Genomic DNA, 18,762 nt, shown 5'->3' with positions numbered 1-18,762 from the left:
AGCGAAAACTGTGCCAAGATAAAATTATCCCGTTAAAATTTTTCTCTTTGTTGAATTTTTTCCCACATATCAATCATTTTTACTGCCATAGGAGCAGCATCTCGACCGAACTCTCCTAAACGTAAATAAACAATCACTACTATCTTAGGAAGAGACAATTCCTGATCAGCAAAACCCACCGCAGCAAACCAGACATCTTTCATCTTCATAGTACCGTATTCCCGATCCAGCCCCACACGCATAATGGATTCTGCTGTACTCGTCTTCCCAATAATACGAGATAAAAGTTGCGAAGGAAATTGACTTTGTATTGCCCGAGCTGTGCCATATTGACCCCAAATCACATTGCGCATGCCAGTCTTAAGCAATGCAACAACAGAATCAGGCATGAAAATCGTTCGTTTCTTCTTAGGAGAGAGAGGACAAAAACGTTCCCCCTCCCACTCCCCAAGTAATAACTTAGGAACATAAACAACACCTCCATTGACCAAAGAAGCTAACATAACCGCAGTCTGTAAAGGAGTTACAACAAGAGTATGCTGTCCAATAGCGGTTGCGTATAAACCCGAACGGTTATAAGCCAAATCATGAGGCACCCTACCCGCATATTCTCCTGGAAGCCCTAAACCCGTTTTCTCACCAAAACCAAACAAAGAAGCCGCGTCTAATAAATCTTCGGGATCAGCAAGACCTTCTCCTACCAATAAAGAGAAGTAGGGGTTGCTCGACATCTCTAATGCTGAGACTAAGTCAATAAAGCCTCGCCCTAGAAAATCATTTCCTGGCAGACTTCCTCCTCGGAAAAACGTAGGAATCGGTGTGCCATCTTTGAAAAAGCCTACGTGAGGCCGTGAACTCTTATATCCAAACGAATTTTTATCAATAATTACTAAGGGATTCATAGGATCCTCACTATGTCCCCATAAGATCCGCTGAGATAACACAGAATAAGCAGATACTAACTTAAAAATAGAACCTAAGGTAGCTGCTTGCGCATAGGCATGTGGACGTAGGTATCCGTATCCGTATACGGGATAGAAAGCAGCAGCTAAATCTTGTTCCGTCTGCGTCTTATTTTTTATAATCGTTATAGGATATTTTCCTAATAGAGGACGCTGCAATTCATTGAATTCACGAAATGTAGAAAAAAGCGCACAAAGATCTTGTGAAAGATTGGGCAAACGCTCTTTTAGAAAAAGGTAATGTTCGTGCCAAGATAAAGCTCTATGTGCTCCGCCATCTAATTCTTTTACCCATAAATCTAAAATATCATAATAAGATTGTAGGCCTTCCTTACAAGGAGTCTTAGCAAACAAATAGGCAAGAAATGCATCCAAATGTTCTTGGCAGAACATTTTATATTGTCTTGTTTTCTCTTCCTCCAAGTAATCTACGTAAGGCGTAGGATAACGCTGCTTCCTTAACGCTTCTTCTTGACGTTTAACAGCAAGATATTGAGGAAATTGAGTCTTACGCCACGACTTAAAATGTACCTCATTAAACGCATCTTGCAAAATACTAGCAAACGCAGAACGGAGCACTACATAACGTCCTTGAATCTCTACAAATTCAGATAACGATAACCTATAGACATTTGAAGGAAGTGAAAGAGAAAAACGAGCTGGATCTACAATCAGCCTAAGCATATCGGTATATAAAATCTTATCGTAGTTTGCAGGAAACTCATTAAAGACCTGGTCTAGTTCTTCCTTAATCTCTTGAATATCTACCCTATGTTTATCCAAGCACTCCGCTATCCATTTCTGTTCCTGAACAGAAATGACCTCTTGCATTAAGATATGCCCTTCTTCATTAGGAAAAACAGCATCAAAAATAGCTGAACTAGGACACACGACTTCTTCGCAAGAAAATAAAGAAATCAAACGAGCTACCAAGTTTTGAATCTCTATCGCTTGTCCTACAAAACTATTTCTTTTTAACTGCAATTTAATAATAGAGTTTTCAGGAAAAAGAAAATCTAGGAAGGAATCAAAGGTTAACGGCAGAAGTTCTTCATAACACAACCCCGTACTAGGATTTCTTTTTTCCCTAATTAGAGGTACTTTTCTATCATAAATTTCTGCAATATGCTCTTTATTTTCTAACCATCGATAAATAGACGATCGCACTGCTTTAGAATCTTCAGCTACCCTCGCATTCACAAAATCATTGTTACGATAACGAGGAGAAGAAGCCATTGCTAAAATTTCTCCATTATTAGGATCTAACGCAATGATGGCTCCTCCCTTAATCCAAGGAAACAAAGGAGGAAGCTTCTCTCGCTTCTTCAAAGACTTGGCACTTCGAAAAGATTCGGTTCTTTCGTATTCTAAAAGCAACGCATCGGCATAAGCTTGTAGCTCTGTAGACAAAGTTAACTGCAATTTACTTCCAGGGGCCTCTAAAACAGCGCCCCCCATTTCTTGAATAAAGTTGCCACGACGATCTACTAAAATGGGTTTTTTCCCGATCTTACCACGTAATTTTGAATCCCAATGAGCCTCCACTCCCATTTTTCCTACTAAAGTATTTAAACTATAGGCGTTGCTCTCCATAGACTCTAATAAAGCACGCACCTGATCTATACTCGCTAGTCCTTCAGGCAACTTAGGATCTTCACCCTCTTCATAGGCACGCACACACTCACGTAACTTACTCAATTCCTGGGTGACTCTCTTATATTCTTGAGGACTAATAGGTCCTACATAACCTAAAATATCTGAAGCCACGCTTCCTTGAGGATAATAACGACGAACTACAGCCTCTACATGCAACCCAGGCCAATCTTTAGATAACATTTTAAGTTTCAAATAGGTACGCTCAGAAACATTTGCAGCCACTAAATAAGGAACGGAACCTAATACAGAAGCTTTGGCATGAATGGCATCTTCTATCACCTCTGGATCTAAATGCAATTCCTGAGCTAAAAACTTAGATAAACAAGCAATATAGTGCTTACGCACGGGAATGAGTTGTTTATTTCCATACGCATCTAGACACCAAGCTCGAGTAGGCAAATCACGAATCGCGCCATAAGCAATACTCACATCATATTGTAATTGATTTGCAGCTAATATCTTCCCAAAACGATCGCAAATAGTTGCTCTTTCAACATATTGAGGGATCACTCGAATCTGTGGCTTGTATGCCTCTTCTAACTTCTGTTCATGTTCAACAACACCAAGATACCACAAGCGCAATGCAATCACAGCAAATGCTACGACAATCCCAGACAATAATCTGTTGGTCTTTTGAGCAATAGAAAGATAAATAGGAAATTTTCTAGGTCGTTTCATGCTATTGATATTATGCGCTCAACTATTGTCTTGCAATTATAGAGAACTATACTCTCATATTATTTCTAATCATGGGCTGCTAAATAGGATAATAAAAAAGTCATCATATTTAAGAAGAATAATCAATCTAATTAAACAAAACTTAGCAAAAAACAGTTCGAAAAATAAAACTAATTTTCGTCTAATCAAAACACATTAAAACCAAAAATCATCTTCTAAATAATAAAAATAAACAAAAAAATTTCCCAAGAGAAAAGGCCTTAAGAAGGCATTGTAAAGCCATTTTTCAACAAAACTAAATTATATACATAATGAAAAGAATATACAAAAAAGCTATAGCTTTCTTATAGCTCATAACAGAAGTTCCTGGTTGAAATTTGCGGCTGAAAGCACTTAATGTTCTTATCGTCTTTACTATAATAAGAAAAGTTTGATATGTTTTCGACTAATGAGCTGTATGTTTATATTTAAGGCCGTTTTCACTGATAAGAGCTTCCTAAATTTGCCTGCAGGATATCTTGTCTGGCTTTAATTTGGACATCGTGTCGCCAAAATATGAGTAATAGCGAGCACATAAACAAAAGATACTAAGCATAATCTTTAGAGGTGAGTATGAAAAAACTCTTAAAGTCGGCGTTATTATCCGCCGCATTTGCTGGTTCTGTTAGCGTCCCCTTACAAGCCTTGCCTGTAGGGAACCCTTCTGATCCAAGCTTATTAATTGATGGTACAATATGGGAAGGTACTACAGGAGATCCTTGCGATCCTTGCGCTACCTGGTGCGACGCTATTAGCTTACGTGCTGGATTCTACGGAGATTATGTTTTCGACCGTATCTTAAAAGTAGATGCACCTAAAATGTTTTCTATGGGAGCCCAACCTACTGGAAGCGTTGCTACAAACTATACTACTGCTGCGGATAGACCGAACCCTGCCTACAATAAACATTTACACGATGCAGAGTGGTTCACTAATGCTGGTTTCCTCGCCTTGAACATTTGGGATCGCTTTGATCTCTTCTGTACCCTAGGTGCATCCAATGGTTACATCAAAGGAAATTCTAGAGCTTTCAACCTCGTTGGTTTAATTGGGGTTGCTGGAAGTTCCATAGGTGCAACAGAATTACCAAACGTTTCTTTAGGTAATTGCGTTGTTGAACTCTACACAGATACTACTTTCTCTTGGAGTGTTGGCGCTCGTGGAGCTTTATGGGAGTGCGGTTGTGCAACTTTGGGAGCTGAATTCCAATACGCACAGTCCAAACCTAAAGTTGAAGAGCTCAATGTCCTCTGTAACGTAGCTGAATTTACTATAAACAAACCCAAAGGGTACAAAGGGGCTGCTTTCCCCTTGCCATCAGATGCTGGAACATTCAATGCTACTGGGACAAAGGCTGCAACCATCAACTATCATGAATGGCAAGTAGGAGCATCTCTATCTTACAGATTAAACTCTTTGGTGCCTTACATTGGAGTTCAGTGGTCTCGAGCTACTTTTGATGCTGATAACATCCGTATTGCTCAGCCAAAACTAGCAACACCTACTTTAAACTTAACTGCTTGGAATCCTTCGTTATTAGGAAGCCGCACATCTCTTGATACAACTAATCAATTTTCTGATTTCATGCAGATTGTTTCCATGCAGATAAACAAGTTTAAATCTAGAAAAGCTTGTGGAGTCTGTGTAGGAGCCACTTTAGTTGATGCTGATAAATGGTCCATTACTGCAGAAGCTCGTTTAATTAACGAGAGAGCTGCACACGTATCTGGTCAGTTCAGATTCTAAAGATTTGCTTAGAATTTCTCCTCACCTTGTTATCAGAGCCTACATCCTAGGCTCTGATTTATGCTCAGAGTTTCCGAATTTCTGAGCAATTTTTATTTCTCTCCTACGTCACATTCTATTAAGCCAAATAAATTATTTACTTATGCTCTTATCTAGCAGTTTCCTCTAGATTACACTCTTGCGTTAAAAGCATTAGTACACTACTATACCCCTTAATCAGTTTGCGCCCGTAGCTCAATGGTAGAGCTGTAGCCTTCCAAGCTACCGGTGTCAGTTCGATTCTGATCGGGCGCTTTCTTTAAAGACAACCAAGACTGAAATTCTGACTTTTATGTCAGAATGCCGTTGTTAACATATTCTAATTTTGAAATAGAGGTACAAAGCTTGGAATCCCAATCCTGCAAACTTACTGTCAAAGACCTTATGAGCGCGGGCGCTCATTTTGGACATCAAACCCGAAGATGGAACCCAAAGATGAAGCTTTACATCTTTGAGGAAAAAAACGGTCTTTACATCATCAATTTAGCAAAAACTTTACAGCAATTGCGTAATGCTCTTCCCCACATTCGTAAAGTGATTCAAGACAATAAAACCGTCCTATTTGTAGGAACCAAAAAACAAGCAAAGTGCGTAATTCGAGAAGCTGCAATAGAAGCTGGTGAATTTTTTGTTGCTGAGCGTTGGCTGGGCGGAATGTTAACCAACATGACTACAATCCGCAATTCAATCAAAACTCTGGACAAAATTGAAAAGGATTTATCCAGAAATCAGGCCTATCTTACTAAGAAAGAAGCTGCCCTTTTAGCCAAACGCCATCAGAAATTATTACGAAACCTTGAGGGAATTCGTTACATGAAGAAGGCTCCAGGTCTTCTAATTGTTGTTGACCCCAGTTATGAAAAAATTGCTGTTGCTGAAGCAAAAAAACTTGGCATTCCTGTCCTTGCTCTCGTCGATACCAACTGCGATCCTGCTCCCATTGACTACGTCATCCCCTGTAACGATGACTCTCTAAAAAGTATTCGATTAATCATCAACGTTATTAAAGAAAATATTATCGAAGCAAAACATAAGCTTGGTATAGAAATTGTTTCTCCAGTGAAAGTTTTAGACGTCCCCGATCTTTCAGGTTTTGAAGCGGGCCAAGAGGACGAATCCGAAGAAGAAAATCGACAAGAAGATCTATTAGCAAAAAAATTTGATAGCGAGGCAAACTAATGAGCGACTTTTCTATGGAGACCCTAAAAACATTAAGACAACAAACTGGTGTGGGGTTAACAAAGTGTAAGGAAGCCTTAGAAGCGTGCAAAGGAAATCTAGAAGAAGCCGTTGTCTATTTGCGTAAGCTTGGATTGGCGTCAGCTGGGAAAAAAGAGCATAGAGAAACTAGAGAAGGCATAATTGCAGCTAAAACTGATGGTAACGGCACCGCGTTAATCGAAGTAAACGTAGAAACAGATTTTGTTGCTAACAACGCAGTCTTTAGAGAGTTTGTCTCTAGTTTACTCAATGATATTCTCAAGTATAAAGTAGGTACCATTGAAGCCTTGTCTCAAGTAGTCTCGTCTCAAGATCCCTCTCTTTCTATAGATGAGTTAAGAGCAGTCACTATGCAGACTGTAGGAGAAAACATCCGCATCAGTAAAGTGGCTTATTTTCCTAAAGCTTCAAATTCTACTGTTGGCATTTATTCTCATGGCAACGGCAAGACAGTGGCTCTGACAATTCTTTCTGGTTCGTCTACTGCTGACAACCTAGCAAAAGATATTGCTATGCATGTTGTTGCTGCTCAACCTCAATTCCTAAGCAAAGAAAGTGTTCCTAATGAGGTCATTGCTAAAGAAAAAGAAGTTATTTCTTCTCAAATCCAAGATAAGCCTCAACAAGTGATTGAGAAAATCGTTTCAGGGAAACTAAACACATTTTTCCAAGAAGCCTGTTTACTAGAACAATCATTTATTAAGAATCCTAATCTGTCTATTCAAAACTTAATAGATGATTTCTCAAAAAGCTCTGGAAGCCCTGTTACAATAGAACAGTTTATTTTATGGAAAATAGGAGCCTAATAAAAAGATGGCTAAGCAAACTACCCGGGTGTTGTTTAAAATTTCTGGAGAAGCATTATCTAAAGATTCTAGCAACCGAATTGACGAAATGCGTTTATCGCGACTTGTATCAGAGCTAAGAGCAGTTCGTAATAATGATATAGAAATTGCTCTTGTTATCGGCGGCGGCAATATTTTAAGAGGGCTTGCTGAACAAAAAGAACTTCAAATTAATCGTGTATCAGCAGATCAGATGGGAATGTTGGCTACTCTCATCAATGGCATGGCAGTAGCCGATGCTTTAAAAGCTGAGGACATCCCTTGTCTTCTGACATCTACGTTATCTTGCCCACAGTTAGCTGATCTTTATACTCCACAAAAATCTATAGAAGCTTTGGATCAAGGAAAGATCCTCATCTGTACAACTGGAGCTGGTTCCCCCTATCTAACTACAGACACTGGAGCTGCTTTGCGAGCTTGTGAACTTAATGTTGACGTCTTAATCAAAGCGACTATGCATGTAGATGGTGTCTATGATAAAGATCCGAGGCTATTTCCAGATGCTGTAAAGTATGATTTCGTTTCCTATAAAGATTTTTTGAGCAATCAATTAGGAGTGATGGACGCATCGGCAATTTCCCTATGTATGGATTCTCATATTCCAATTCGCGTCTTTAGCTTTTTACAACATTCTTTAGAAAAAGCTTTGTTTGACCCTATGATTGGAACACTAATTAGCGAGGATGTAAATCATGTCTGTTCTCCAAGACACTGAAAAAAAAATGGCTGCGGCCTTAGATTTTTTTCATAAAGAGGTAAAGTCCTTTAGAACAGGAAAGGCTCATCCAGCATTAGTAGAAACCGTTGTAGTTGATGTTTATGGTACTACAATGCGTTTGTCAGACATTGCTTCGATTTCTGTTGCAGATCTTCGGCAGTTGGTTATTTCTCCCTATGACGGGAATAATGCTTCTGCGATTGCAAAAGGAATTATTGCAGCAAATTTAAATTTACAGCCTGAAGTCGAGGGTTCTATTATTCGCATTAAGGTCCCTGAGCCTACCGCTGATTACCGACAAGAGATGGTTAAGCAACTCCGCCGTAAGTGTGAGGAAACTAAGATCAATATTAGAAATATCCGAAGAGAAGCTAATGATAAGCTGAAAAAAGACTCTACCCTTACAGAAGATGTTGTGAAAGGTACTGAAAAAAAGATTCAGGAGTTAACCGATAAGTTTTGCAAACAGCTTGACGAGTTAACAAAGCAAAAAGAAGTAGAAATATCTTCGATATAAGTATGCGCTAGGGTTTTTCTTGTCCTTGTGACTTTTTCAGTCATAGAGAGGGAAAAGATTGCTCTAAAGAGAGGAAATTAGTAAAATTTATTCGTCTTGGCCCCATCGTCTAGCCTGGCCCAGGACATCGGATTTTCATTCCGGTAACAGGGGTTCGAATCCCCTTGGGGTCAAAGTATAAAATTAACAAGATGTTTTGGGTCTTTAGCTCAGCGGTTAGAGCACCTCACTTTTAATGAGGGGGTCGCAGGTTCAAATCCTTCAAGACCCATTTAGTTATTCTTGTTAGCTTTATTTTTTCTAAAAAATCTTTTTCTCCTTAGTTCTATTTTTGCTATGTACTGAGTACCGAGCATAATGGAGCTTAATTCATGACTAACTCACCTACTCACCAATGTTATCATTGTCAGAAGCCTGCTACCATATGCTATACAAAAATAGATAAGGACAGGGTCATCCGTTCTTATGTATGCGCAACATGTTCTTGTCCTAGCTATTACTATAATAATGAACACTTCGGTCTCTCTAAAGGGGGTGGGGTCCTTACTTTAGAGTGCGGCAACTGTAAAACCGTATGGCATTCGCAGCAAGATGATGAGCAACTGCTAGGCTGCCATCAGTGTTATACAAACTTCAAAAATCAGATTACTACTAAACTTAAGAATGACAGAGCAGTATCTTCATCATTTATTATGGAAAAAGGCCAAGGCTCTCTGCATATAGGCCGGGCACCTGGAGAAACTTCTACTTCAAACCCTCTTTTAAAACTTATAGCATTAAATGAAGCTTTAAAAGATACCTTAGAACGAGAGGACTATGAGCAAGCAGCAGTAATCCGTGATCAAATTAATCATTTAAAAACCAAAAATCCACATGACTCTTCCCAATGATTTACTAGAGAGCTTGGTAAAAAGAAAAGAAAGCTCACAGGCAAACAAAGTGTGGCCTGTAACTACATTTTCTCTATCTAGAAATCTTTCTGTGTCTAAGTTTCTTCCCTGTTTATCTAGAGAACAAAAATTAGAGATTCTCCAATTGATAGCGTCTCATTTTAACAATATTGAAGGCTTTGGGGAATTTATAGTTCTTCCTTTAAAAGAAGTTCCTCTATGGGAAAAAGAATTTCTAGTTGAACATTTTTTACTGCCCTATGATTTGGTTGGGAACCCTGAAGGTGAGGCACTCGTAGTTAGCAAATCTGGAGACTTTTTAGCAGCTATAAATTTTCAAGATCATCTCGTCTTACATGGAATTGATTTTCAAGGAAATCCTGAGAAGACTCTTGATCAATTAGTACAGTTAGAGAGTTATCTTCATAGCAAGCTTTCTTTTGCTTTTTCTTCAGAATTTGGATTTTTAACGACCAATCCGAAGAATTGTGGGACAGGCTTAAAAAGCCAATGTTTTCTGCATATTCCTGCTCTTCTATATTCTCAAGAATTTACAAATCTTGTCGATGAAGAAGCTGAGATAATCACTTCTAGTCTATTGCCAGGTGTTGCAGGATTTCCAGGTAATATTGTTGTGCTGTCCAACCGCTGTTCTTTAGGCTTAACTGAAGAGCAGCTTCTTTCTTCCTTAAGGATTACAGCCTCCAAGCTCAGCGTTGCTGAGGTCGCAGCAAAAAAACGGCTTTCTGAAGAAAATTCTCGCGATTTAAAGAATCATATCCTTCGTTCTTTAGGTCTGCTTACCCATTCATGCCAATTGGAGCTCAAAGAAACCCTAGACGCCTTAAGCTGGATACAACTGGGTATAGATTTAGGCTGGATTAAGGCGACACAAAATCATACCGTATGGAATCCGTTATTTTGGCAAATACGTCGAGCGCATCTTGCCTTGCAACAACAAGCTCAAGACACCAGGGATCTACAAAAAGATGCGATTACACATTTACGAGCTACCGTACTGAAGGAGTTAACTAAAGACTTATCTCCTGATAACTTCTAGTACGATTCTGAAGAGGAATATTTTTTAAAGGATTTATGCCTAAAACTGGGATCGAACCAGCGACCTACACGTTACGAATGTGTTGCTCTACCAACTGAGCTATTTAGGCATGTAGTAGGAAGCAGGGTACAAAAAAGCCAAGAAAACATAAAGTCATACGGCAGACAATATACCTTCTTGGCTTTCCCCCTGAATGCAACAGAGTTAGAAGCTATCCCATGGCGTAGAATATCATCTTTCTCTTTTATATACCACTACTGCGCTTCTATTTCTATCATTTTAAAGTCACTTTCAGCCTGCAAAGAAGGAGGTCCTTGGCATTCAGGAGCATGGCGAGGAGCCACTTGCATTGATCCTACATCAGCTTCCCAATTGTATCTATATCCTTCCTTATTAGTAACAAGAGTGCCCTCTTCAAAACTACTAATCACCTTAGGCTTAATAAACATCATTATATTGCGTTTTTGCCTTTGATCGATGGTACGGCTAAACAAACCACGGATTAATGGTATCGAGTTTAGCAAAGGCACTCCCGAAACTACTTTTGTAGTTTTATCTCTAATATGCCCACTCATAACTAAGAAACAGCCATCGGGGATTTGTAAACGTGTCGCTGCGTAAGTTTTATCTGTCACTGGAGTTAGCGATCCAGAAGCAGAATGTAATTCTGATATGGTTTGTTCGATTTGTAGAGTAACCACATTGTTGGGGGCAACTGTAGAGGTAACGACAAGGTTAACTCCAATATCTTCATAATCAATATTTTGAGTTACAGTGCCTGTTTCTTGAATGATGGTGTTTGTTGTTTGGTAAGGAACAGTTTGTCCTACAAAAAACGACGCTTGTTGTGTATCCTGGGCCATAATTCTAGGATTCAAAACAATGATAGTATCGCCATCTTGATCCAAAGCACTTAATAAGCCTCCTAAAGTGAGAAAAGACTTACCTTTATGACTCAGGACATTTCCGATAATTCCCAAACCAAATGCCGATGAGGCGTTCAGCATATCAGAAAATCCTGTCAACTGACCTGGTGTAGGAAGAGGGATAGAACCAGGATTTGGCGTAGCGGGAGGAATTGTTCCTTTTGTAGGTGTTGCTATTCCTGTGTTGCTCAATAGTCCAGAAGCATAAGCTACTTTACTTTGTTCATTACCTAATGCTACCCATTGAACTCCGAAGTCCCAAGACTTTTCTAAACTGGTATCTAGAATTAAAACTTCAATGTAGACTTGTTTAGGGGGTAAATCCAAACCATTTAACAGGCTAACAACTCTGTCTACATTCCCTTGATTTCCGATAATGACTATGGAGTTATTAACTTCTAACCACTGGATACTATTGAGAGTGTTAATGAAGTCTTCATCCATAGCTGTGGTTACATATAGGTTGTAACCAATATCTTGGAGAGCATTAGCAATCACCTCTCCATTTTGATACTTCAGCTTGTACATGAAGAATCGCAAACTCTTAGGATTAGTGGTTCCTGTTCCTCCCAAAGCCAAGGCAGTACTTGCAGAATCATCTAGAGTATGTGCCATTTCTGGGACATCTAAAGATTTTAAGAGTTGCTCAGCCTTATTAGCAAGACGTGGTGAAGAGACGACGAAAATTTTATTAGTTCCAGGCTGAATAAACATTTGGAAAGCATCATCCTCGGCCATGGTACCAAGAACATCTTGGCAGTAGCTAACAAGAGCCGCAGGATTCGCATACTTAACTTCGTATTCAGTCATATCTATAGTTGTGCCTGGACAATCTAAAGCAGCGAGCAAATCACTAACTTTATCGACATTGCCAGCAATATCCGAGATGATAACATGACGTGTGGCTTCGGAAGCACTAACGATAGCATCATGGGAAAGTAGAGGTTGAATAATATTTACTGCTGCAGAAGGACTGACACTATAGAGACGGAACACCCGGGTAACAACAACAGCTTCACAAGTTTCCTTTAAGGAGGTATCTGTTACTACTGTCGAGAGCTTGGAAAGATGTGGATTACGATAAATAAGGACATTATTTCCTTGTTCAACAACCTTCAAGTCATGCATTTTTAGGACTTGTAACAAGATTGTAGATAAGTCATCAACAGAAGTAGGATCGTGAGAAACAATAGTCACATTGAACTGCAAATCGTTGCTATCAAAGACAAAGTTCGTTCCAGAAATTTTACTTACAAACTGTAACAACTCTAAAATAGAGATATCTTCAAAATTTACAGTATAGCCATTATCTTTAAGATCTTCGCAGGTAATTTCCCGTTTTGACAAACGTTCTTTAACTTTATCCTCTTCAGACTGTTCTTGAGATGCAGGCATTGTCGCTGCTGCTTTCTCTATTCCTGGCGTAGATGGTGAAGAATTTGAGACATTTTGCTTAGAAGAAGAATCGATTGTTGCTTTTGTTTTACCTTTAACCTCTTTCTCTATAATCGAGGAAGCTTGCTCTTCAAGTTGTTTTTTTATACTCAGATTAATAGCATTTACTGCTCGGCGAGCATAATTTTGTTTCTCTTCCCAAACTTGTATGCTGTCAAGTTTCTCTTTAGAAATCGCGGGAATAGATTCTTCGACTTCTTGTTTTGGTAAAAAACGTGGAGACTTTTTTGACTCTGCGGTAGATTTACGACTTGTTTGCGTTTTTTTTCTCTCTTCAATTTCTCGCAAAGTAGTAGGTTTTGCTAGAAATGTAGATCCTGAAGTTTTTTGAAAATTTTTATCTTTAGCTGAGTCGAATTTAGAGAAGACTTTACTTGGGATAGAACCTGGAGTCGTTTTCTTGCTATGACTTTTCTTTGCTGAAAGCGAACCTGCTGAGTTTTTAGGACAAGCGGCTATCTGTTTTTTTTCATAATTTCTTTCATCTCTAAGATTGTGTTTCACATTTTCGGAGGTCTCTATAGACCTTTGCGAACTTACACCAAGTAAAACTAAATCTAAAAAAAAGAGACCACTTAAAATCCCGATCTTTTTTTTCTTTTTTTTGATGACTTGCAAGATTTTTCTTCCAATGTTCAATGTCACAGTTTTCACCGGATTCTTTTTAAGCTAATAAGCATTGAGGGAGAGGTACTTTCATTCACACGACCCTGTATTCCACCGCGTATGCTCTCTATGGGACAGAATATAGCTTTTTGCCTTCTATCTTGCAACTCTGCGAGTGATAGGGTTTGTTTTAAGGATGCAAAAGACTCGTCTAATTCCAGCGTACGCACTACAGCTTCATCACCTATTTCCCATGCAACCTTGGTTTCTCGAATTTGTAAAGAAGTAATTTTCCCCAATCCTGGAGAAAAGCTCTCAAAGTCTTGGAAAACCCTTCCCTGTCTTTTTATCCAGAAAACGGTTTTCCCACAAGCTATCCAAGAGAGTTCCTTATTTTCTTTCGAAATCTCAAGGCAGAATATAGAGATTCCCATCTCATCCATGGGTATTTCCATGCGAATCAAGAATTCATTGATTTCGCATATTCTATCTAAAAGAGGCCGCTGTAGATCTTGTTGGCAAACTAAACTTTTTATAACAGACAAAGCTATAGTTGCATTACTTGTAGGACTATAACCTAACCATAGATTAACAACATCGCCTTCAAGCAACGTATCACAATATGCATGAGGATACAAGGGATATCCTTGATGATAGAGAACACCTGATATAAAATCTGGGAACTTTAACGATTCTGGTGCTAACCAGAATCGTTGTGCTTGGAGCTGTTCATAGAGAGTAGCGGTGTGATCTTTGATGCGTATATCCTTTTGCATTTCTCCAGACATACGGTAGTGATGTATATCCTGGATAAACTCTCGAATAGACCGATAGCGATTGTTAGGAGAAGGTTGCAATGCTTTGGATAAAATTTTGCTTATTCTTTCAGGAACTAACGAAAGAAAGACTCTTCCTAAAGAAAGGTGCCCCAAGATCAACTCGTAAGCTAATAAACCTAAAGCATAAATATCTGAAGCAGGAGAATGGGACTCTCCTTGGCGTTGTTCTGGGCTCATATAATACGGCGTTCCCGTGATGGCAGGATGCGCAGCGTGGATTGCTATATCCCAATCAGCAAGTCCAAAATCTATTAATTTGATTTTACCCTGGGGAGTAATCAGAATATTTTCAGGTTTGATATCTTTGTGGAGGATATTGCGACTATGGAGGTGTTCCAAAGCTTGGGCAATATCAAAGATGATATCTATGGCCTGGGGTAAAGAGATAAATTGCGCAAGGATGTAATCTCTTAAAGAGATCCCCTCTATATATTCCATAGCAATGTACAAGCAATCTTGCCATTTGCCATAGCGGTAAAACTTAACAATGTTAGGATGAGTAATTTGATGGAGACTCTGTGCCTCCTTAAGAAAGTTGTGAACAGAGCGACTATTGAAGGAAGGAGGGGGAGAAAAAACTTTTATGACTGTAGGATGTCGTGTTTCAGGATGTAGGCCTTGAACAACTCTGCTTCTTAATTTTTTACTCAATATTTTTTTAACATGATATCCACCAATCACCTGAGGTTCAGGAAGAGAGACATCACTGGGACAATCCATAAATCAAATCTTTCTTTATACCTCTAGAACGCGAATACCTAGAACATCTCCCAAAGCAATAATTTCGCCTCTGCCGACCTTAGCGCCATCTAAAATAATATCGATACCGTATGCTGGATGATTTCCCAAGCTCAACACACTACCTAAATTTAATTTTATAAACTCATCGACAGCTAAGGAATACCTTGCTACTTCGACTATGAGCTTACTGTATCCAGGAAGAGGGGCTGCAGGAGCTTGTTGATTTTCAGGAAGAGGAGGGTCTTCATGAGTCAGGTTAGGATAACTCGTGATCTTAAATTCTCCAGAGGAAAGGCTTAAAAAACGTCCGCCAAAAAACTGATGTTTTTGCACTGTGAGTAAAGCGCCACTTTCTTCTGTTTCAGGATCGTAAAGACAACTATCTAACATGATAAATGATCCTGGGACTACTTGATGCCATTCTTCTTGAGTGAGCTGAGAATAACCCACTTCTACAGAAAGAGAGATCAGTTGCGTTTGATCTATATTACGAAGATCGGACTCCTCATGAAGACCTGAGAAAAACTTGTGGCAACTTTCGAACGTCTCCTCTGGCAACAAGAGACGAAAGCGAACATTTTTCCCATCTAGGCGAAGAGAAACATCTACAACTTGGTAAGAGCCTTGCAAACTTGTAGCTGTAAACATGGCATCACCCCCGACTTTGGCAGACAAAGAGGGAACCCACTGCAGTTCTTCAAATAATTTACAGGCTTCTGCTACAAAATAATAATGAAAACCGAGAAGTTTATCCTTCTCATAGAAATATGAAGAAAGGCTGGCGTCATCAAATACTGCTACCATGAGCTCCTGGAGGTCTTCTTCGGATGTCAGGAACAAAAGAGTATCTTTTTCCCAAGGTTGGACTACCATAGGTTGTATTAAGAGGTGCACACCAAATTCTTTAGTGGCTTCTACAGCACTTATAGATCCCCGGAATTTTATAGAAACCTGAGCATCTTCGAGCCGGAATTTCTCTTTAATTTTATGTTGGCAGAGCTCCTTAGGAAACTCAGGAGCAGCAACCTGCTCCTCAGACTTCCCTAGGGAATTTAAGAAACTATTCCGAGATTTTAACCAACTGACACTAGGATCGGCTGCTACTGCCATAAATTACCTTTATAAACGTGCTTCTTCAATTTTATAAGGATTTTGCTCTTTATCGTCTTGTTGTTGTTTTTGATTCTGATCTCTTTGATCTTTATCTTCTTCTCTATGACGAATTGTAGATGCAATCATATGTAAAGGAGTTTGTATTTCTTCGAGTTTAGGAAGTTGTACTAAAAGATTTCCAACTGCAAATTCTTTTAATGTGAGTTGATGATTTTTCAAAGCACTCACTAAAGAAGTCAGTTGGCTAGGATTACTCGTAATGAGATCCGCAGCTTCTGCCATCTGTACAGCATCTACAAAACTTGAAAACTGCACAGAAAGCTCTTGTCCAGATTGTACTAGTGTAAGATTTACTCCAGCAAAGGCTTCAGGAACATTGGTATTAGTGTCCAAGACTAATTCCACAAGTTGCTCACCGTTGATCTCGGAAATCACCATAGATTCTACAGTAGAAAGTATGACATTTTCTATCCACTGCATATCGATACCAGCAACAGCTACAGGAGCAACTTCTACAACAGCTTCTGAGGATCCAGCTGCTGCGATATCTACAAGGGATATTCCAGCAAAAGCATTCTCAGCAGAGCAAAATTCTTGAGATTCTTGGTCTTCTTCTTTAGATCCCACTTCAGCAATCTCATCGTTAACACGCTTCTCTTCATCAGCAAGTTTTCTAGATTCTGTGCGAGAATTTCCTTTACTTGAAGTAACTTTTTCTTGCCGTGTTTGCTTCCCTTCCAAAGAAAATACTTTTACATCGCGATTATCTCTAGGTTCAGGAGCAGAGTTTTGGTTCACAGTATGAGTATCTGCTTTAGAGGTATATAATGATTCTGTTGTTTTGTTTAATTCCATGAACTAGCTTCCCCCTGATTCACGTTTTTTTTTCTGGCGCAGTTGAAAAAGTAGCTGCCCCATTTCATCTTGTTCTTTTTCTTCAGCGCGAGCTTCTTCTTTGAGAGCTTCTTTCATCCACTCTTCTTTATGGAGTCGCGTTTTCTCTTCTTCTTTTCTACGCTTAGCTAAATTTACTTCTGCTTTTTCAAGTTCTTTAGAAGCAGCGAGCACAACATCTTTCTGTTTGTTGACCTTTTCTTCTTCTTCAGAGAGCTCCACTGCGACGACTTTGATATAAGACTTTATTTGTAAAACAGCGTCGCTGGTTGTGCCCTCATCCAACAAATCACGGAGTTGTTGGATTTTTTGCATATAATGATTTTTAACTTTATCGCGTTCGGCTTCTTTCTCTCGTAATTTCTCTTGTTCTATTTCTAAAAGACGTCGTTTTTCTTTAACAACTTTTTCTGCTCTATCTACACGATCCTTTTTAATCGCTAAAACAGGCTCTAGTGGATATTTGGCCACAGTGTACTACTCTTTATTTAGCGGAAAATGGCGCGCAGTTGCTGTGCTGCTTCCTCATAATTTGTCTTTTCGTGGATATCTTGCTTTAAAAATCGATTCAATTTGTCAATGTGATCGATAGCAAAATCTACCTCACGATCAGAGCCCCGTCGGTATTCTCCAATACGGATAAGCATCTCATTGGCTTTGTATTTAGCTAAAACTTCCCTTGCTTTACCTATAATCCGTCGTTGTTCCTCAGGAACAATAGCCGTAAGTAGTCGGCTAATGGAAGCAAGTACGTCAATTGCAGGATAATGGTATGCTTGAGCTAATGCATTGGAGAGAACAATATGCCCATCCAAAATCGATTTCACTTCGTCGGCAACAGGTTCGTTCATATCATCTCCTGCGACTAAGACCGTATAAAATGCTGTAATTGTTCCCTTATCGGACGCTCCCGATCTTTCCAAGAGACGCGGTAGTGTGGAAAAAACCGATGGAGTGTATCCTGCTCTAGCAGGGGGCTCTCCAGCGGCTAACCCCACTTCGCGCAATGCACGAGCAAACCTAGTGACAGAATCCATCATTAGTACTACGGTTTTACCTTGATCACGGAAATACTCTGCAATTGCAGTTCCTACATAGGCGGCATTAAGTCGCAATTGCGACGATTGGTCAGAAGTAGAAACGACGATTACCGAACGTTTCATGCCTTCTTCTCCCAAATCCCCCTCAATAAACTCACGTACTTCGCGCCCCCTTTCTCCAATAAGCGCGATTACATTAACGTCGGCTTCTTCAGCGTTTCTTGCGATCATACCTAAGAGCGAAGATTTTCCCACTCCAGCACCAGCAAAAATTCCTATACGCTGCCCCCTAGCGACCGTGAGCATACCGTCTATACAACGTACACCCGTAGATAAAATCTGTCGTAATTTCGCCCTATGTAAGGGATCTGGAGGTGCACGAAAAATAGGAAATGTTTGATCCACATTCTGTAGTGGACCTTTAGTCTCTATATCTATAGGTTCTCCTAACCCATTTAGAACTCGACCTAAAAGGCCGTTTCCTGCTCGAATATGTAGAGGAAGTCCTGTAGGAATCACTTCCGAAGAAGGACTCACTCCTGACAGCTCTCCTAAAGGAGAGAGAAAAGCAAAACTCTGGGTAAAACCAACGACTTCTGTAACGAGTGGCTCCATACCACTACGCTTCACTAAGCACACTTCTCCAACGCGTACATTAGGAACTACGGCTTTGATTAACATGCCGACCACTTCTGTAATACGGCCTACTACAGTCGTAAGATTCACATCCCCAAGTTGGGACATGAGAGTGTCAAAATCGGTTGTTAACTGATCCAT

At 39.6% G+C, this 18,762-nt stretch carries 14 protein-coding genes and 4 tRNA genes; 10 read left to right on the top strand and 8 right to left on the bottom strand.

Annotated features, from left to right (window positions below; all coding sequences use genetic code 11):
* Positions 1-32 precede the first annotated feature (32 nt).
* A complete protein-coding gene (locus tag CMV32_RS02955; protein ID WP_100934449.1) occupies positions 33-3,296 on the bottom strand; it encodes a penicillin-binding transpeptidase domain-containing protein in 3,264 nt (1,087 codons plus the stop codon).
* 612 nt (positions 3,297-3,908) lie between these two features.
* On the opposite strand from CMV32_RS02955, the gene CMV32_RS02950 reads away from it, so the two are divergent.
* The 10 genes from CMV32_RS02950 to CMV32_RS02905 all read left to right on the top strand — a co-directional run bounded on the left by CMV32_RS02950 (position 3,909) and on the right by CMV32_RS02905 (position 10,371).
* Positions 3,909-5,081, top strand: a complete 1,173-nt coding sequence (locus CMV32_RS02950; RefSeq protein ID WP_100934448.1) for a porin — start codon at positions 3,909-3,911, stop codon at positions 5,079-5,081.
* 223 nt (positions 5,082-5,304) lie between these two features.
* Positions 5,305-5,375: transfer RNA gene (locus tag CMV32_RS02945), tRNA-Gly, on the top strand.
* Positions 5,376-5,465: 90 nt separating this feature from the next.
* Positions 5,466-6,299 carry a 30S ribosomal protein S2 gene (gene rpsB / locus CMV32_RS02940; protein WP_100934660.1) on the top strand — a complete coding sequence of 278 codons (834 nt, stop codon included), beginning with the start codon at positions 5,466-5,468 and terminating at the stop codon, positions 6,297-6,299.
* Complete coding sequence (tsf, locus tag CMV32_RS02935) at positions 6,299-7,147, top strand: translation elongation factor Ts (RefSeq protein WP_100934447.1); 849 nt, start codon at positions 6,299-6,301, stop codon at positions 7,145-7,147. Before rpsB ends, tsf begins: the two co-directional genes overlap by 1 nt.
* A 7-nt stretch (positions 7,148-7,154) precedes the next feature.
* Complete coding sequence (gene pyrH / locus CMV32_RS02930) at positions 7,155-7,901, top strand: UMP kinase (protein ID WP_100934446.1); 747 nt, start codon at positions 7,155-7,157, stop codon at positions 7,899-7,901.
* On the top strand, positions 7,879-8,421 hold the full coding sequence (gene frr / locus CMV32_RS02925) for a ribosome recycling factor (protein ID WP_100934445.1): 543 nt from the start codon (positions 7,879-7,881) through the stop codon (positions 8,419-8,421). Before pyrH ends, frr begins: the two co-directional genes overlap by 23 nt.
* A gap of 98 nt (positions 8,422-8,519) precedes the next feature.
* Positions 8,520-8,594 (top strand) — tRNA-Glu (locus CMV32_RS02920).
* Positions 8,595-8,619: 25 nt separating this feature from the next.
* Positions 8,620-8,692, top strand: a tRNA-Lys gene (locus CMV32_RS02915).
* Between the two features lie 100 nt (positions 8,693-8,792).
* Entirely contained in the window at positions 8,793-9,311 is a 519-nt protein-coding gene (locus tag CMV32_RS02910) for a UvrB/UvrC motif-containing protein (protein WP_100934444.1), read from the top strand.
* Positions 9,295-10,371: a protein arginine kinase gene (locus CMV32_RS02905; protein ID WP_100934443.1), complete on the top strand. Its 1,077-nt coding sequence runs from the start codon at positions 9,295-9,297 to the stop codon at positions 10,369-10,371. Before CMV32_RS02910 ends, CMV32_RS02905 begins: the two co-directional genes overlap by 17 nt.
* 36 nt (positions 10,372-10,407) lie before the next feature.
* Here CMV32_RS02905 and CMV32_RS02900 read toward each other — a convergent pair.
* From CMV32_RS02900 to sctN, 7 genes are all read right to left on the bottom strand, one after another.
* A tRNA-Thr gene (locus CMV32_RS02900) sits at positions 10,408-10,480 on the bottom strand.
* Positions 10,481-10,625: 145 nt separating this feature from the next.
* Positions 10,626-13,406, bottom strand: a complete 2,781-nt coding sequence (locus CMV32_RS02895) for a secretin N-terminal domain-containing protein (RefSeq protein ID WP_100934442.1) — start codon at positions 13,404-13,406, stop codon at positions 10,626-10,628.
* Entirely contained in the window at positions 13,403-14,917 is a 1,515-nt protein-coding gene (locus CMV32_RS02890) for a serine/threonine protein kinase (RefSeq protein ID WP_100934441.1), read from the bottom strand. The genes CMV32_RS02895 and CMV32_RS02890 overlap by 4 nt, the downstream gene beginning before the upstream one ends.
* A gap of 15 nt (positions 14,918-14,932) precedes the next feature.
* Positions 14,933-16,048 (bottom strand): type III secretion system cytoplasmic ring protein SctQ, encoded by a 1,116-nt coding sequence (gene sctQ, locus CMV32_RS02885; protein WP_100934440.1) that lies wholly within the window; start codon positions 16,046-16,048, stop codon positions 14,933-14,935.
* 9 nt (positions 16,049-16,057) lie between these two features.
* A complete protein-coding gene (locus CMV32_RS02880; RefSeq protein WP_100934439.1) occupies positions 16,058-16,906 on the bottom strand; it encodes a DUF5421 family protein in 849 nt (282 codons plus the stop codon).
* A gap of 3 nt (positions 16,907-16,909) precedes the next feature.
* Positions 16,910-17,416 carry a type III secretion T3S chaperone gene (locus CMV32_RS02875; protein WP_100934438.1) on the bottom strand — a complete coding sequence of 169 codons (507 nt, stop codon included), beginning with the start codon at positions 17,414-17,416 and terminating at the stop codon, positions 16,910-16,912.
* A gap of 17 nt (positions 17,417-17,433) precedes the next feature.
* Entirely contained in the window at positions 17,434-18,762 is a 1,329-nt protein-coding gene (sctN, locus tag CMV32_RS02870) for a type III secretion system ATPase SctN (RefSeq protein ID WP_100934437.1), read from the bottom strand.

Origin of the sequence: Candidatus Chlamydia corallus (assembly GCF_002817655.1) — a bacterium.
In the GTDB taxonomy this organism is placed as follows: Bacteria; Chlamydiota; Chlamydiia; order Chlamydiales; family Chlamydiaceae; genus Chlamydia; species Chlamydia corallus.
This window is presented reverse-complemented; position numbering and strand designations above follow the sequence as displayed.

Coding starts and splice junctions, on each gene's coding strand:
- CMV32_RS02955 (WP_100934449.1), bottom strand. CDS start 3,296: ATGAAACGACCTAGAAAATTTCCTATTTATCTTTCTATTGCTCAAAAG.
- CMV32_RS02950 (WP_100934448.1), top strand. CDS start 3,909: ATGAAAAAACTCTTAAAGTCGGCGTTATTATCCGCCGCATTTGCTGGT.
- tsf (WP_100934447.1), top strand. CDS start 6,299: ATGAGCGACTTTTCTATGGAGACCCTAAAAACATTAAGACAACAAACT.
- pyrH (WP_100934446.1), top strand. CDS start 7,155: ATGGCTAAGCAAACTACCCGGGTGTTGTTTAAAATTTCTGGAGAAGCA.
- frr (WP_100934445.1), top strand. CDS start 7,879: ATGTCTGTTCTCCAAGACACTGAAAAAAAAATGGCTGCGGCCTTAGAT.
- CMV32_RS02910 (WP_100934444.1), top strand. CDS start 8,793: ATGACTAACTCACCTACTCACCAATGTTATCATTGTCAGAAGCCTGCT.
- CMV32_RS02905 (WP_100934443.1), top strand. CDS start 9,295: ATGACTCTTCCCAATGATTTACTAGAGAGCTTGGTAAAAAGAAAAGAA.
- CMV32_RS02890 (WP_100934441.1), bottom strand. CDS start 14,917: ATGGATTGTCCCAGTGATGTCTCTCTTCCTGAACCTCAGGTGATTGGT.
- sctQ (WP_100934440.1), bottom strand. CDS start 16,048: ATGGCAGTAGCAGCCGATCCTAGTGTCAGTTGGTTAAAATCTCGGAAT.
- CMV32_RS02880 (WP_100934439.1), bottom strand. CDS start 16,906: ATGGAATTAAACAAAACAACAGAATCATTATATACCTCTAAAGCAGAT.
- sctN (WP_100934437.1), bottom strand. CDS start 18,762: ATGGATCAGTTAACAACCGATTTTGACACTCTCATGTCCCAACTTGGG.